The organism is Bacillus sp. PK3-037 (genome assembly GCF_054161355.1).
The window spans coordinates 1,877,829-1,892,030 of sequence record NZ_CP096408.1 but is presented as its reverse complement, the minus strand read 5'-3'; the positions used below and the strand labels follow the sequence as shown (position 1 = coordinate 1,892,030).

Sequence of the window (14,202 nt, the reverse complement as noted above, 5' to 3'; positions counted from 1 at the left end):
CTATTACGATGTTTCAATATCAATTCCGGGAATTTCTTTTTCTAATTGACTGACAAAATGAAGCATAAATTGATGCCTCTCGTCAGCCATTTCTCTTGCGGTATCTGTATTCATCATATCTTTTAGGAGCAGCAGCTTGCTGAAAAAGTGGGCATAGGCACTCTTATCATTTCCATAAAGGCTATGTCTCTTTGCTCCCGCAAACATAAACGTCCGTGCTATACCAACTGCGCCGATCGCATCCAGCCTGTCAGCATCCTGTACGATTTTCCCCTCAAGTGAAAGCGGTTCTTTTCCGAGCTTTTCCCTGTCCCGAAAGGACATTCTAGTAATAATGTGAATAATTCTTTCAGCCTCATCTTTTCCGGCTCCTAAAGAAATCAGCCGTTCGTCCACCTCACTGACTGAAAGCCTGATTGCGTCAGGCAGCTTTACATCAATCAAATCATGAACCAAGGCTGCCGCTTCAACGACGAACAAATCCGCATTTTCCTTTTTTCCAATATATAAAGCAAGCTCTGCAACTCTTGACACATGAAGCCAATCATGACCCGTGCTTTCCCCGCTCAGAACAGATTTGACCCATGTCCTGATTTGCTCTGTCTGCATCAGTTTTCGATCCCGCACCAAAACACCCTCTTTATTGTCCTAATAACTTCGCAATAACGTCTTCCAGTTCTTTCGGATTTGTGTTTGGTGAATAGCGGCCGGCTATTTCTCCGTTTCTGTCCACTACAAATTTAGTGAAATTCCATTTGATTGCCTTTGTTCCAAGCATGCCTTTCGCATTGTTTGTCAAATACGCAAAAAGCGGGTGGGCATTTTTTCCGTTTACCTCGACTTTTGAAAACATGGGAAACGTAACACCGTAATTTGTTTCGCAAAATTCCTGTATGCCTTCCTCGTCGTCAGGCTCCTGATTCATAAATTGATTGCAGGGAAACCCTAAAATCTCCAGGCCCTCCGGCTGGTATGTATCATACAACTCCTGAAGCTGCTTAAATTGAGGAGTAAAACCGCATTTACTGGCTGTGTTAACAATGATCAACACCTTTCCGGCAAATGGCTGAAGTGTCATATCTTTGCCTGTAATGGTGCGTACCCTCATATTGTATATAGACATTGAAATTCCCTCCTAATGAACCTGAGTGTGTGATTATTTTAGCTTTTTTCCTGTTTCAAAACAAAACGGAAGCTCTAGGTTTATCAATTGGCCAGCTGTTCATTCGTACAGACATGTCTTCAACGGATGTGCTTCCCTCATATGAACAGAAACATCTCTTGAGAAGGAGCTATTATTCTATATATTGCATGACACCTGGAAAACTCTTTACAGTGAAACCAAAAGTCATATGTTTGCGTTTATTATATAGTATTTTCTGCTGTTCCCCTTCAAACCCTAATAGATAGATTGAAAATTGGCGGGAAAATTCCTATAATGAAGAAAATTAACGGGGAAATGATGGAGGTGGCACGTTGCCTATTAATATACCTACACACCTGCCGGCAAAACAGGTGCTTGAGAGTGAACATATCTTTGTAATGGATGAAAGCAGAGCATTTCATCAGGATATCCGGCCGCAGAAAATTATTATTTTAAATTTAATGCCGAAAAAAATTCAAACGGAAACCCAGCTGCTCAGACTGCTTGGGAATTCGCCTTTGCAGGTTCATTTTACATTTTTAATCCCAAGCACTCATACACCGAAAAATACAGCAAGGGAACACCTTGATGAGTTTTATACGACATTCTCCAATATCCGTCATAAGAAATTTGACGGCATGATCATCACCGGTGCGCCGATCGAGCATTTGGCGTTTGAAGATGTTTCTTATTGGGAAGAGCTCAAAGAGATTATGGAATGGAGCAAAACGAATGTCACGTCAACCTTGCATATTTGCTGGGGTGCTCAGGCAGGTTTGTATTATCATTACGGCGTGGAAAAAACTGAAATGCCGAAAAAAATCTTTGGTGTGTTTGAACATACTGTTCTTTCCAAGCACGAAAGATTGGTAAGAGGTTTTGACGAGCTATACTACGTGCCGCATTCCCGGCATACAGATATAAATATGGAACAACTGCAAGCAGTGCCCGAGTTAAACATTCTTACTGCATCAAAGGAAGCTGGGGTTTGCTTAATTGTGTCAAAAGACGAAAAACAAGTCTTTTTAACAGGACACCCTGAATATGATACAAATACGCTGCTTCAAGAGTATGAAAGAGATCTGGAACGAAACCTTTCGACTGTCGAGGCGCCGAAACATTATTTCGCAGAAGACAGCAAAGAACCTGTCAATCGCTGGAAAGCACATGCGACATTATTGTTTATGAACTGGCTTAATTATTATGTTTACCAAGAAACTCCTTATGAATGGGACTAATTTTTCTTTTTAAAGTGATACGCTGAGCAAAAAATATGATAAAATACATCTGATTCAGTATGCGTATAACAAAAATTAAAAATAATGGAATCCGAATCTTTTAAAATTAGTTTAATTTTTTCACTGCATTAATAATTCGATTATGTATTTGTGTTATGTTTATGTATAGACAATAACTCCTTACGATGCATGAAGCTTGCTTGTTGTTGATTACATTGAGGTGAATTTACTTGAATACCAATAAAAGAGTATTAATTTTGACTGCAAATTACGGAAATGGACATGTACAGGTAGCCAAAACGCTTTATGAACAATGTGTACGTCTCGGCTTTCAGCATGTAACAGTTTCTAATTTGTATCAAGAGTCAAATCCGATTGTTTCAGAGGTAACTCAGTACCTTTATTTAAAAAGCTTCTCAATCGGAAAACAGTTTTATCGTTTGTTTTATTACGGAGTTGACAAAATCTATAATAAACGTAAATTTAATATTTACTTTAAAATGGGAAATAAACGATTGGGCGAACTTGTCGATGAACATCAGCCCGACATCATTATTAATACATTTCCGATGATCGTCGTACCCGAATACAGACGGAGAACAGGAAGAGTTATTCCTACCTTCAACGTCATGACTGATTTTTGTCTTCATAAAATTTGGGTTCACGAAAATGTGGATAAATATTATGTGGCAACAGATTATGTGAAGGAAAAACTGATTGAGATCGGGACCCATCCCAGCAACGTGAAAATTACGGGAATTCCGATCAGGCCTCAATTCGAAGAATCGCTGCCGGTTGAGCCGATTTATAAAAAGTACGATCTTTCGCCTGACAAAAAAGTGCTGCTCATCATGGCCGGCGCACACGGTGTATTAAAGAACGTAAAAGAGCTGTGCGAAAACCTTGTTATGGATGATCAGGTGCAAGTGGTGGTCGTATGCGGAAAAAATACGCCTTTAAAAGAATCCTTGAGCATACTTGAAGCAGAAAACGGCGATAACTTAAAGGTTCTCGGCTATGTAGAGCGAATTGACGAGCTCTTCCGGGTCACAGATTGCATGATTACAAAACCAGGCGGCATTACTTTGACAGAAGCCACTGCTATCGGCGTGCCTGTCATTCTGTACAAACCAGTACCCGGACAAGAAAAAGAAAATGCAAATTTCTTTGAGGACCGCGGAGCTGCCATTGTCGTGAACCGGCATGAAGAGATTCTCGAGTCTGTCACCTCCCTTCTTTCAGATGAAGATACCTTACAGCGAATGAAGAAAAACATTAAGAGTCTTCATTTGGCACACTCCTCTGAAGTGATTTTGGAGGATATTTTGAAGGAATCAGAAATGATGACGACCAAACAAAAAGCCAAGGCGCTTTCTTAACTGATGTTCTTGCAGGAGCACACGAAAAATCGTGTGCTCTTTTTATTCGCATTCATCTTTTCGTAAAAGCGGTTACATTTTTTTGAGAAACTTGCCCTTTTTTTGAAAAATAAGCAGTTTCGCAACTTGACGCGTGCTGCCAGATGGTGTATAGTTGAACCATCATTTAACAACGAAACGAAGTTAAATGGTACAAAATTTTTTTTAGCACATGGGTGCTACAGTACTAGGAGGAATTAAGCAATATGCAAAACGGTAAAGTAAAATGGTTCAACAACGAAAAAGGATTCGGCTTCATTGAAGTTGAAGGCGGAGACGATGTATTTGTTCACTTCACAGCTATCGAAGGAGAAGGATACAAATCATTAGAAGAAGGACAAGAAGTTTCTTTTGAAATTGTCGAAGGTAATCGTGGACCTCAAGCTTCTAATGTTGTAAAACTCTAAACTCAATATAAGTTGACAAATAGAGGAGAGGCAAATGCCTCTCCTATTTGATTTTCATCTGAATTTCGATCGCTAAAATGTTTTGTTTGCACCTCTGCTCAATCTCTTCAATATGCTTTTCCATTGACGGCTTTCCTTTTTTCGCAATATCCGCAAGTTCTTCTAAATCATTGTATATTTCTATAAATGTTTTGTGAAGGATCGATTTTAAGTCTTTATCATCCATAGCAGTGCTCCCCTTCTCTACCAAGATACCTCAAATAGTAAAACAGACCTACTCATTCAGGTTCAATAGTTATATCGGCTTATTTTTTATTTTATTTTCTATTTTGGCACATAAATTTTAAAAAACTCTGCAAAATAGTTGCGGAGGTGTTTTTTTGTGAACTCAGAATTTCATGAAGAGGATCAGACTGGATTTACCGATAAACGGCAGCTGGAACTAGCGGTGGAAACAGCGCAGAAAACGACCGGCGCCGCCACAAGAGGCCGAAGCTCAACATTACTCAATTCCGCATACCAAGCCATCGAGGACGCCAGAGAGCTTTCACTGTCTCAAGAACTGGCAGCTCTTGATGATCCTGAATTTGTACAGCAGCAACAGCAGCTGTTAGATGCCTGCCAGCATCAGCTGGATGAATTTAAAAAATAAAACCGCAGCTTCTGCGGTTTTATTTTTTAGTGCTTGGTTAAGACATCTCCATATGATTTAAGCTTTTCACCCACTGTACATTTATTGATACAAAATGAATGTGCGTATGTTTTGCCAAATTCCTTGCGAAACTGCTTCTTAATAAAACAGTCTTTGCAAAATTCATCTTGCAGTTCTGTCAGTTCCTTATATATAGCTTTCTTATCCAATATTGTCATCTCCGTTACAGTCTAATTTCATATGGCTTTCTACGAATTGATGAGATAGGATTTTTTTTGCGAGGCCATCAGCTTCCTGATTTTCTTTTCGCTGTATCGTTTCGTATGTCGGACTCAGCTTTAGTGACTCAAGAAGCGCTTCTATTTTATCCAGCCATTCATTATGGGAGGGATCATAGCAAGGCCAGCTGCCGTCAAGCTGGTTCAGCACAACAAGAGAATCCCCTCTAATCGTGATTGAATTTCTGCTAGCTCCCAGCTCTCTTACTTCTCTTATCGCTTCATAAAGAGCGGCATATTCAGCTTCGTTATTGGTTTTCAGACGGAAGCTTTTATTTTTTCTTAAGCGGTGGCGCGTCCCTCCCAATGAATAATAAATGACGATTCCAAGCCCGGCCAGCTGGCTTTCCTTATCGAAACTGCCGTCAAAATAAACGGTAATGTCATCAGGTTCATGCGCAAGCTCCTCAGTCAGCTTTTCTAATTCCTTCAGCGTCCAGATGCCGCCCTTCTCATCCTCGAATTCAAGTTCCTTCATATAAGGAAAGCGGCCGAGTTCCCTCGCGAGCATACGGGCTTCCTGAACAGTCAGCCAGTTTTCGCCCAAAAACGAGACAGGCCCTGTCCCTTTTGCTTCTATTTTCATGTGCGGTCTGAGATTCAATATAATCACCTTACCATTCATTAGTTGCCGGGCTTGTGCTATAATCAAACCATTCTTAACCCGGAAAGGAAGCTTCTTCATTTTGTTTAATAACTCTTTTTGGATCCTTTTTGCGATCATTCATTTTATCATTGTTCTTTTATTTTATAAAGGATTTGGCAAAATGGGTTTATTTGTGTGGATCGGCTTTGCAACAGTCTGTGCCAACCTTCAAGTCGTCAAAACGGTTGAGCTGTTTGGCTTAACAGCAACGCTCGGGAATGTGATGTACGGCACAATCTTTTTTGCTACAGATGTGCTGAATGAAAAATATGGGCCAGCTGAAGCGAGAAAAGCTGTATGGCTCGGGTTTTCGACTCTCCTGACACTGACTTTTGTTATGCAGGGCGTTTTGCTTTTCGAACCCGCTTCGAGCGATATATCACAAACAGCGCTGGAAACGATTTTCGGTTTTCTCCCGAGAGTTGCTTTGGGAAGTCTGCTTGCCTTTATCTTCAGCCAAACACTGGATGTTTATGTATATTCGGCAATTAGAAGGATATTTCCTTCCGATCGGCTTCTATGGCTGAGAAACGGCGGCAGTACAGCAGTCAGCCAGCTGTTTGATACATTCATTTTTACCGGAGTCGCTTTTTTCGGCACATATCCGGCGGATGTTTGGCTTCATATTTTTATTTCTACATATTTGATTAAGTTTGCGGTATCTCTGATTTCTCTGCCATATGCTTATGCGGCGAAAAAAATGATTCCGAGTGACGAAAGGAGTACATGATGCCTACAGAAATATATGTTGACGGAGCGAGCGCCGGTAATCCAGGGCCTTCCGGCATCGGTATTTTTATCAAACATGAAGGAAAAGCAGAATCTTTCTCAATTCCAATTGGAATGCATACCAATCAGGAAGCGGAATTTCTGGCGTTAATTGAAGGCATGAAGCTGTGTGCAGCGCGCGGGTATCAATCGGTCTCCTTTCGAACTGACTCGGATATCGTGGAACGCGCAGCCGATCTTGAAATCGTGAAAAATAAAGCGTTTCAGTCGTTTGTCGAAGAAATCATACGATTAAAAATGGCCTTTCCTCTTTTTTTCATCAAATGGATTCCGGGAAAGCAAAACCAAAAAGCCGACCAGCTGGCAAAAGAAGCGATTCGGATGAATGATAAGAATTAGAATGGTTCATCCTATTGATGAGGTGAACAAACATGAAAAAGAAAGATAAGGGCCGGCTGACCGGCGGTGTTTCCCCGCAAGGTGATTTAGAAGGAAATACACATAATGATCCTAAAACAGAGCTTGAGGAAAGAGCTAAAAAAAGCAATACAAAACGCTAGAGAAGATCTTACACGATCTCTCTAGCGTTCAGTTTTTCAAGCATACGCTCTATTCCTTTGATCTGATGGCGGCGAAGCATGACAGCCGCCTGCTCCATTTGCAATGTAAAAACGGCTTCTGTCAGCGTACAGGCTAACGGCACAGAGCAGTTAATCTCAGCAAGCTTCCTCGAAATTTCCAGCTCGCTTAAACCTTGCTGAATTTTCCCCTGCTGTCCCTTTGGAAGAAGAGACAGATTCTCCAGCAAGCGGTCAATTGTTTCGTATTCACGAATCAGTTTATACGCGGTTTTTTCTCCAATGCCTTTTACTCCGGGATAATTATCACTGGAATCGCCCATCAGCGCTTTGATGTCAATTAAAGCCTTGGGCAGGACACCTGTCTCTTCGTAAAATACATCTTTTGTATACATTTTATAATTGCCGATTCCTTTTTGAAGCAGCGCAACGCTTACTTCGTCCGTTAACAGCTGAAGTAAATCCCTGTCGCCTGTTACGATCGTAATATCCGTTTCTTCAGAAAACAAAGCTGCAAGTGTTCCAATACAATCATCCGCTTCGTACCCGGCAAGGCCAATATTCATGATGCCAAGTTCAGCGGCCGCTTCCTTTGCCAGATCAAACTGAGGAATCAGCTCAACCGGCGGCTGGCTTCTGTTCGCCTTATAATCCTGAAACAGATCATTGCGGTACGTTTTGCTGCCCATGTCCCAGCAGCATACAACATGGGTAGGCTGAAATGTTTCCACGGCTGTGATTAAATGCTTCAAAAATCCGTTAACGCCGTTTGTCGGAACCCCGCTGTCATTTATCATAAAGTTGCGATGCACGGCTGTGGCGAAAAATGCCCTGAATAATAGTGCCATGCCGTCAACAAGCAATAATTTGTTTTTCATATGATAACTCCTTTTTCTATCAGTCGATCTATTTTACCATAAGTGCCGCGAAAATAAAAAACAGCATCTCTGTATAGAGATACTGTTTTGCGGTTAAATTAATCGTTGTGTCTTTTATTGCTGGCAATCAGCTTTTCAGCTTCGCGTCCTGCGTAAGAGTCGAAATGGGTTTGAAACCCGTTTTTCTTTTTGGCATTGTTATTGGCCTGTGCATTTCTATTCCCCAGCTTTGTTCTGCCCAACATAAATCCCCCCTTACGTCGGATACATATAGTATGCGCGTAACGGAGGATTTGCACTCGAGGCAGGATCATCCAGCTTATGTGCGGCTGACGTATTCTTTGACCATTTCTTTTGATACCAGACGTCTAGTCGGTACGATACCTTTTTTGGCCAGCTGATTCATCCTTTCTGTAATTTCATTAATGGCATCTGTTGAAAACAGCTCATCGTTTTTGCATTTAGCAACAGCTGCTTCAATCGCCATTTCACGAAGGTGTTCAAGCTGCATAAATGTTTTAATATGCTCGTGCTGTTTTGCAGAATGTGCAGAAATTGCTTTATGTACCTCTGACATCAATCGTTCATCTCGCTTTTTCTATTTAGTCTATCATGATTTGAAATGCAAGCCAACTGAATTTTTACATTTTGATTGTATCGCCTGTTCTCTGCCAAGAAATACATGCTTGATATGCATCTTCTATCTCTTTCACATCTTCCCCTTCTGCGTATCCTTTTACATACGTATCTCTTTGGCCTTCTATTTGCGCCAATGCTTTTTCCGCCATTTCATACTGCTGGTGTCTGACATATTCAGCATAATGAGATATAAGGCTTTCTTCTTCACTTCTAATCCAGGCCTCCGTTATTTTTATAAGCTTCGTCCGCACTGCTTCAATGAAGCCTGATTTTCCTTTCTGTTCAAAAAACTGCTTCGGAGATTTGATTTGTTTTTGTTCCTGTTCAAAGGCACGTTCATCGATTTCTGGTTCAACATCTTTCAGCTGCATGCTGTTAAAAAGCTGATCATCCGCATAAATGGAGAAATATCCGTCTTCTTCTAATGTTTTTTGACAGCTTTCCAGCCATTCTTCAGTGATATGCCGTTCGATGAAACCGCTCATTCGAATGTCGAGCGTTTTGATCTCCTGAATATATTCAAATTGATAATCATGTAATGCGCTTTTCATCGCCGCACTGATATTCTTTTTCCAATCTCCATTTTGAAGACCCGGATGAAACGCTGATTTTAACAAATCATTCGCAAAAAAGGACAAACGCTGAGTAATGTGATAAAGCTGCTCTCTTGTATCCTTTTTTACTTTCTCAATAATGGTTTCTGAATTGCGGCGTTCCTTGATATCAGCAGCTGCCCGCTCAAACGATAACAGAAGGCGCTGTTTTTGCGCTTCCTTTTCTTCTTTGGACTGATGCTGAGATTGATGAAGCTGTAAGACCGTCTCACATAGTTTGTCTGCTTCTGAGCTAAGCTGTGCCGCAGCCGCTTTCTTTACATCGACCTCAATAAACTGGTCTAAATGTGCTCTTGCTTTTGAGAACTGATTATGATACGTTTCCGGTTTTCCTAAGAGCTCTTCTTTACTTGACACGTAAAAGAGCTGCGGATCATGTATTCCTTCTTTTAAAAGCTCTGATCTGACATAATCCGTGACCGTTTCGAGCTCTGCTTTATCTTTCGCAAGATCAGCTGCATTAATGACAAAAAACATTTTATCCATGCTGAGCGATTCTTTCACGAGTCCCAGCTTCCGTAAAAATGAGCGGTCTCCTTTCGAGAAAGAATGCTGATAATAGGTCATGTAAAAAAACGCGTCGGCATCCTTGATATATTGAAACGCAAGTTCTGTATGCCGTTTATTTAGACTGCTGGCTCCAGGTGTATCAACGATCGTAATCCCTTTTTCAGTCAGCGGGCATTTATAATAAACGGTCACTTCCTTTACAGCACAAGCCGTTGTCTCCTCAGCTACATACGGTTTTAATTCGGAGAGCGGAATCGTTAATAGCTTTTGGGCCTGAATATATCGCTGATATTTTTCATATGCAAGCAGGAAATGACTGATCATGTTGATTTGTTCTTCTAGCAGACGCTCTTTTTTGATAGCCTTTTTCCATTTTTCCGCAAATGACCGTCCTTGTGGTTCCTCTTGCATTCCTGTGAGCTGCATGATTTCAGCCGTTATGTCATCCTCCGTCTTAAACATGACATCCGCTGTTTTATGGGATTTGCCGTTTACTGGTTTCGTTATTTTGTTAATCGTTGCTGTTGTCGGTGTCGGTGATGATGGCAGTACTCTTTCACCAACCAGCGCATTGGCAAATGAGGATTTTCCTGAACTGAATCCGCCAAATAGAGCAAGTGTAAATGTTCGGTCCTCAAGCCTTTTAATCCTTTCACGAAAAGCTGAGGTTTGTTTTGACAGCATACGATATCCGCCCAATAGTTCCGACAGTGTGTAAAAGCGTTTTATCTGTTCTTGAAGCGGCAGTTCTTTCCCGCTTTTCACTTCTGTTTTTAGCGTCTGCTGCTTTATATGCTGTGCTTGGCTTTGTTTCTGTTCTGGAGCCTCGACCTTTTTTTTCTTCGTTCTAAACCAGTCCGGATCTATGTTTATTGGGCTTGCAGACTTCTCTTCCCAGATCGCCCACATCCGGTCGGCTTTCTCACGGGCATGTTGTTCATGACTGGCCTGTTCCTGAAGATAAGCCAGCTTTTCCGATTCCTGCGCGAGCCGGCCATTGATCGATTCCTGTTCTATAGAAGTACTCTCTTTTACCGTGTCGGTAAGTGTTTTGATGATGTCTGACGCTTCAGCTTTCGCCTCTTTACGGATCAGCTCTGCCAAATCTTTTGTATATTGCAAGACATATTCAGAAGAAAATGCTGCACCTTGCTTGACTGCGCGGTCAATGATATCAATATGAAGCGGCGTGCGATAAGCCTGGATCAGCTTTTCACTCTCAGCGGATTGAATACCAAATCCCTTGGCGAGTTTATGCAAAATATCAATGATATGCCAATCGGCTTCAGCTTCCGTTCTTTTTTTCACATCAGAGAAAAACTCATTTCTCCTTTTTTCTCTTTCCTGTGCAGTCTTTGCTTTAGAAAAGATAAAACCGGTCTTAAAAGAGGGCTCACGTGATTCTAAGTAAGCCGCTGCCAGTTCACGCATTTCAAAAGGCGTCAAATTAGCGTTTTTTAAAATTCGATTGACTTCCTCCTGCAACGTGCTTTCTGCCTTAATCGGTTTATTTGCTGCTTCGGTTGATTGAAGCTGCAGGGAATCCACCAGCCGTGCTTGCTTTTCAAGCTGTTCTCCGGAACTTGGACTGTCCGTATCCTCTTTCATGAGCATCTCTGTGTGCTCTCTCAGTAAATTCTGTACTTTTTGTTCAGTAATGGAATGCAAATTTCTATTTGACTGCTGTTCAATTCTTTTTAACTCTTTTCGCAGGAAACCGATTTGATTGAATGGGTGATTCGGTTCCGTCACCGACGTAAAAAAGAGTGCATCCTTTGGAATGCCTTCTTGACAAAGCATCTCCTCCACTTGCGCTTTGTAATCTTCAAAGCGTGTCTCAGTCTCATCATGTCTGTCAATTTGATTAACGATAAAATAGACTTTCGGAATGCTGTCTTTGATTGACCTAAGAAACAGTACATTTTCCTCAGAATGGACATTGTTATAGTGTACGACGTAAAACAGCGCATCTGCCTGGTGAAGAATAGATGCCGCCGATAAAAAATGAGCCTCATCTGTTGAGTCAATCCCGGGGGTATCAATATACGCAACTCCTGGTTCGATTTCAGTATACCGGTCAAAAATTTCTACGGTTTCAATCTGCTCCCCATCCTTGCAATATTGCTGCACCTTGTCTTTATGATAGGCACCCTCCAGCTCCGCACACGCTCCGTCTGTTGTTTGAAGACGAACACGCGTTTCTCCGTTTCTGATCACAACAAGGTTAGCGCTGGTCGGAATTGGACTTGTCGGCAGAATATTCTCCATTAACAGACAGTTCAGCAATGACGATTTCCCCGCTGAATAATGCCCTGTAAACGCGATATAAATTTCTTCATCTGCGGCTTTTTTAACAACTGAAGCCAGTTTAGCCGCCCTTTTTTCATCTTGGTTCTCAATCAATTGTTCATAAAGTGCCCCAGTTTTGTACAAAAGTTCTTGTCTGCTGCGTCCTGTCATAAGTCTGAACCCCTTTGTGCCGTTTCAATTATGAATCTTTTTTGAAAGATCTGAATAAATCCCACTTCCATTTTACACAAGAATGACCCAAATTTCTTTAAGAGAATAGAAAAAAAGCTGCCGAAGACGGCAGCTTCTATAAAAGAAAATCTGCAACTTTTTTACAAGTTCCAGATTCTTTAAACAGATTTATTAGAGATTCCTTTCAATACAAAACCAATTAATACACTATATGTACAAACTGCCCCAAGCAAAAACAGCATTGTCATTTGCTTCACCATCCTGATTGAGAATCTTTTTCAAGTTCATTCTAACATGGATGAGAATGATATTCAATCTCTATTTTGCTGTATATTCTCGTAATGCTTGCTCCTCTGCGCGTATTCTGACAGACAGCATAACGGCATTTAAAAATGAAAACAGACACATGGTAAAGTACGCTTGATACAAGAGCGGAATTAGAATGATTTCTAATACGACAACCGTATAGTTTGGGTGCTTCAGCCATTTGTAAGGCCCTTTTTTGACAAGTTCAATACCCGGAACAACAAGAATTTTTGTATTCCAGTATGCCCCCAAGGAACAAAGCGCCCAATATCGAATCGCCTGTACTGCCAATATAGCCGCTGCTATGCCTGACCACCAGTTTGAAGGCTGTTTGTGCAGCAGCAGTACTTCGGCAATTAAAGACAGAAAAAAAAGAATGTGCATGGTGATGATATACGGATAATGACCCTCTCCGAACTCTATCGCCCCTTGTTTTTTCACCTTTTGTTCGTTTCGTCTCGCCACAGCCATTTCCGCTGCTCTTTGAGCAGTGAGCACAGTGATTAGCATCCAAAACATGAGTTATGCCCCCTTTTCCCAGCTGAACAGCAGCAATTCTGATGAAAATCCCGGCCCCAATGCACCGATCAGCCCCCGTTCTGCTTCGTTTTTGCTTCCGTTTTGCAGATGGTGGTCGATTACATACAGAATTGTGGCTGATGACATATTTCCGTGTTTTTTAAGGATCGTTTGCGAAGACGCAAGCTGCTCAGGTGACAGTTCAAGACATTTAATGTATGCATCAATGACTTTTTTTCCGCCTGGATGAGCCAGAAAGACCGTAATATCGCTGAATGAAAGCTGATGTCCATTCAAAAAAGCCTGGACATTTGTCTTCAGCCATTTTTCAACCAACGTCGGAATATCCCTTGAAAAAATGACTTTGAAACCATGATCGGTAAAGTCCCAGCCCATAACATCTTCAGATTGTTTCATCAATACAGATTGCGAATCCGATATATTCGGCAAAAGCTGCAGCTTTGTCAGCCGGCGGTCCGCCTTCTCCCCGCATAATAATGCCGCTGCAATGCCGTCGCCAAAAAGTGATGTGCCGATCAAATTGCTTTTCGTTTTATCTTCAGGCTGAAATGTCAGACTGCACAGCTCAGCAGCAATGACAAGAACAAAAGCCTCCGGATACGCTTTACAGTACTCAGCAGCGCGCGCCAGTCCGCTCGCCCCTCCTGCACAGCCGAGTCCCCAAAGCGGAATTCGCTTCGTATAAGGAGAAAACGGGAGTTCATTCATCAGCCGCGCCTCAATGCTCGGTGTGGAAAGGCCCGTGCTGGAGACGAAAAAAACAGCATCCACTTTTTCATAAGGAATGGGTTCTTGAAGATAAGATGCATTTGCAAGACACGTTTGAACAGCACTGACGCTATGCCTGAGTGTTTCCTCTATGTAAATTTGATTTTTTTCTTCGAAGCTGTACCCTTCTTTATACCATTCAATTGGTCTCACAAATTGTCTCGATTCAATTTGCCCATTTTTAAAGGAGGTTAACAGCCGTTCTATATCTTTAAAGGAATGCTGAAACATATATCTGGCAAACTCCGCCGCCTTTTCTTGATTCACATCATTCTCAGGAAGACTTGTCCCGATCGACAAAACAAACGCCATATGATCACCTCTTAGCATACATTGTGCCGCAACTTTCTTTTTTATATGCAAAAAAACTCCGCCG

19 protein-coding genes and 1 pseudogene are annotated in these 14,202 nt (G+C 41.6%); 8 read left to right on the top strand and 12 right to left on the bottom strand.

Annotation, left to right across the window (positions count from 1 at the left end; translation table 11 throughout):
• Positions 1-3: 3 nt before the first annotated feature.
• The gene (locus M1D69_RS09935) at positions 4-609 is read right to left on the bottom strand and encodes an HD domain-containing protein (RefSeq protein WP_458106172.1); all 606 of its coding nucleotides are present in this window, start codon (positions 607-609) and stop codon (positions 4-6) included.
• A gap of 31 nt (positions 610-640) precedes the next feature.
• Complete coding sequence (locus M1D69_RS09930; protein WP_458103869.1) at positions 641-1,123, bottom strand: glutathione peroxidase; 483 nt, start codon at positions 1,121-1,123, stop codon at positions 641-643.
• A 353-nt stretch (positions 1,124-1,476) separates the two neighbouring features.
• On the opposite strand from M1D69_RS09930, the gene metA reads away from it, so the two are divergent.
• The 4 genes and pseudogenes from metA (at position 1,477) to cspD (ending at position 4,207) form a co-directional block, all read left to right on the top strand.
• The gene (metA, locus tag M1D69_RS09925) at positions 1,477-2,382 is read left to right on the top strand and encodes a homoserine O-acetyltransferase MetA (protein WP_024121799.1); all 906 of its coding nucleotides are present in this window, start codon (positions 1,477-1,479) and stop codon (positions 2,380-2,382) included.
• Positions 2,383-2,612: 230 nt separating this feature from the next.
• Positions 2,613-3,761 carry a diglucosyl diacylglycerol synthase gene (locus tag M1D69_RS09920; RefSeq protein ID WP_458103870.1) on the top strand — a complete coding sequence of 383 codons (1,149 nt, stop codon included), beginning with the start codon at positions 2,613-2,615 and terminating at the stop codon, positions 3,759-3,761.
• 102 nt (positions 3,762-3,863) lie between these two features.
• A pseudogene (locus M1D69_RS09915) lies at positions 3,864-3,991 on the top strand (hypothetical protein).
• A 15-nt stretch (positions 3,992-4,006) separates the two neighbouring features.
• Positions 4,007-4,207 (top strand): cold-shock protein CspD, encoded by a 201-nt coding sequence (cspD, locus tag M1D69_RS09910; protein WP_003153604.1) that lies wholly within the window; start codon positions 4,007-4,009, stop codon positions 4,205-4,207.
• 43 nt (positions 4,208-4,250) lie between these two features.
• Here cspD and degR read toward each other — a convergent pair whose 3' ends face one another.
• Entirely contained in the window at positions 4,251-4,433 is a 183-nt protein-coding gene (degR, locus tag M1D69_RS09905; RefSeq protein ID WP_010334663.1) for a transcriptional regulator DegR, read from the bottom strand.
• 156 nt (positions 4,434-4,589) lie between these two features.
• Between degR and M1D69_RS09900 the strand changes: the two genes are divergently transcribed.
• Entirely contained in the window at positions 4,590-4,859 is a 270-nt protein-coding gene (locus M1D69_RS09900; protein ID WP_024121801.1) for a DUF2564 family protein, read from the top strand.
• A gap of 26 nt (positions 4,860-4,885) precedes the next feature.
• Here the strand turns inward: M1D69_RS09900 and M1D69_RS09895 are convergent, their stop codons facing one another.
• Positions 4,886-5,068, bottom strand: a complete 183-nt coding sequence (locus tag M1D69_RS09895; protein ID WP_458103871.1) for a zinc-finger domain-containing protein — start codon at positions 5,066-5,068, stop codon at positions 4,886-4,888.
• Positions 5,061-5,741 carry a ribonuclease H family protein gene (locus tag M1D69_RS09890; RefSeq protein ID WP_458103872.1) on the bottom strand — a complete coding sequence of 227 codons (681 nt, stop codon included), beginning with the start codon at positions 5,739-5,741 and terminating at the stop codon, positions 5,061-5,063. The genes M1D69_RS09895 and M1D69_RS09890 overlap by 8 nt, the downstream gene beginning before the upstream one ends.
• Positions 5,742-5,823: 82 nt before the next feature.
• Between M1D69_RS09890 and M1D69_RS09885 the strand changes: the two genes are divergently transcribed.
• Genes M1D69_RS09885 through sspL form a run of 3 tightly spaced genes read left to right on the top strand, consistent with a single transcriptional unit; the run spans position 5,824 to position 7,072 of the window.
• The gene (locus M1D69_RS09885) at positions 5,824-6,513 is read left to right on the top strand and encodes a queuosine precursor transporter (protein WP_458103873.1); all 690 of its coding nucleotides are present in this window, start codon (positions 5,824-5,826) and stop codon (positions 6,511-6,513) included.
• Positions 6,513-6,911, top strand: coding sequence for a reverse transcriptase-like protein (locus tag M1D69_RS09880; RefSeq protein WP_024121805.1), 399 nt, complete (start codon positions 6,513-6,515; stop codon positions 6,909-6,911). Before M1D69_RS09885 ends, M1D69_RS09880 begins: the two co-directional genes overlap by 1 nt.
• A 32-nt stretch (positions 6,912-6,943) precedes the next feature.
• Complete coding sequence (gene sspL / locus M1D69_RS09875) at positions 6,944-7,072, top strand: small, acid-soluble spore protein L (RefSeq protein WP_010334670.1); 129 nt, start codon at positions 6,944-6,946, stop codon at positions 7,070-7,072.
• An 8-nt stretch (positions 7,073-7,080) separates the two neighbouring features.
• Here the strand turns inward: sspL and M1D69_RS09870 are convergent, their stop codons facing one another.
• The 7 genes from M1D69_RS09870 to M1D69_RS09840 all read right to left on the bottom strand — a co-directional run bounded on the left by M1D69_RS09870 (position 7,081) and on the right by M1D69_RS09840 (position 14,138).
• The gene (locus M1D69_RS09870) at positions 7,081-7,968 is read right to left on the bottom strand and encodes a 5'-3' exonuclease (RefSeq protein ID WP_458103874.1); all 888 of its coding nucleotides are present in this window, start codon (positions 7,966-7,968) and stop codon (positions 7,081-7,083) included.
• Positions 7,969-8,066: 98 nt separating this feature from the next.
• Entirely contained in the window at positions 8,067-8,213 is a 147-nt protein-coding gene (locus tag M1D69_RS09865; protein ID WP_003230761.1) for a hypothetical protein, read from the bottom strand.
• A gap of 74 nt (positions 8,214-8,287) precedes the next feature.
• The gene (locus M1D69_RS09860; RefSeq protein WP_458103875.1) at positions 8,288-8,545 is read right to left on the bottom strand and encodes a YpbS family protein; all 258 of its coding nucleotides are present in this window, start codon (positions 8,543-8,545) and stop codon (positions 8,288-8,290) included.
• Positions 8,546-8,609: 64 nt separating this feature from the next.
• The gene (locus M1D69_RS09855) at positions 8,610-12,191 is read right to left on the bottom strand and encodes a dynamin family protein (protein WP_458103876.1); all 3,582 of its coding nucleotides are present in this window, start codon (positions 12,189-12,191) and stop codon (positions 8,610-8,612) included.
• A gap of 179 nt (positions 12,192-12,370) precedes the next feature.
• Positions 12,371-12,460, bottom strand: coding sequence for a Fur-regulated basic protein FbpC (gene fbpC / locus M1D69_RS09850; RefSeq protein WP_100069434.1), 90 nt, complete (start codon positions 12,458-12,460; stop codon positions 12,371-12,373).
• A gap of 70 nt (positions 12,461-12,530) precedes the next feature.
• Positions 12,531-13,037, bottom strand: a complete 507-nt coding sequence (locus tag M1D69_RS09845) for an isoprenylcysteine carboxyl methyltransferase family protein (protein ID WP_458103877.1) — start codon at positions 13,035-13,037, stop codon at positions 12,531-12,533.
• Positions 13,038-13,040: 3 nt separating this feature from the next.
• Positions 13,041-14,138 carry a type III polyketide synthase gene (locus tag M1D69_RS09840; protein ID WP_458103878.1) on the bottom strand — a complete coding sequence of 366 codons (1,098 nt, stop codon included), beginning with the start codon at positions 14,136-14,138 and terminating at the stop codon, positions 13,041-13,043.
• Positions 14,139-14,202: the final 64 nt, after the last annotated feature.

Bases quoted from the DNA above. Each gene is read 5' to 3' on its own strand.
- M1D69_RS09935 (WP_458106172.1), bottom strand. From the start codon at position 609: ATGCAGACAGAGCAAATCAGGACATGGGTCAAATCTGTTCTGAGCGGG.
- M1D69_RS09930 (WP_458103869.1), bottom strand. From the start codon at position 1,123: ATGTCTATATACAATATGAGGGTACGCACCATTACAGGCAAAGATATG.
- cspD (WP_003153604.1), top strand. From the start codon at position 4,007: ATGCAAAACGGTAAAGTAAAATGGTTCAACAACGAAAAAGGATTCGGC.
- degR (WP_010334663.1), bottom strand. From the start codon at position 4,433: ATGGATGATAAAGACTTAAAATCGATCCTTCACAAAACATTTATAGAA.
- M1D69_RS09880 (WP_024121805.1), top strand. From the start codon at position 6,513: ATGCCTACAGAAATATATGTTGACGGAGCGAGCGCCGGTAATCCAGGG.
- sspL (WP_010334670.1), top strand. From the start codon at position 6,944: ATGAAAAAGAAAGATAAGGGCCGGCTGACCGGCGGTGTTTCCCCGCAA.
- M1D69_RS09870 (WP_458103874.1), bottom strand. From the start codon at position 7,968: ATGAAAAACAAATTATTGCTTGTTGACGGCATGGCACTATTATTCAGG.
- M1D69_RS09865 (WP_003230761.1), bottom strand. From the start codon at position 8,213: ATGTTGGGCAGAACAAAGCTGGGGAATAGAAATGCACAGGCCAATAAC.
- M1D69_RS09860 (WP_458103875.1), bottom strand. From the start codon at position 8,545: ATGTCAGAGGTACATAAAGCAATTTCTGCACATTCTGCAAAACAGCAC.
- M1D69_RS09855 (WP_458103876.1), bottom strand. From the start codon at position 12,191: ATGACAGGACGCAGCAGACAAGAACTTTTGTACAAAACTGGGGCACTT.
- fbpC (WP_100069434.1), bottom strand. From the start codon at position 12,460: ATGACAATGCTGTTTTTGCTTGGGGCAGTTTGTACATATAGTGTATTA.
- M1D69_RS09845 (WP_458103877.1), bottom strand. From the start codon at position 13,037: ATGTTTTGGATGCTAATCACTGTGCTCACTGCTCAAAGAGCAGCGGAA.
- M1D69_RS09840 (WP_458103878.1), bottom strand. From the start codon at position 14,138: ATGGCGTTTGTTTTGTCGATCGGGACAAGTCTTCCTGAGAATGATGTG.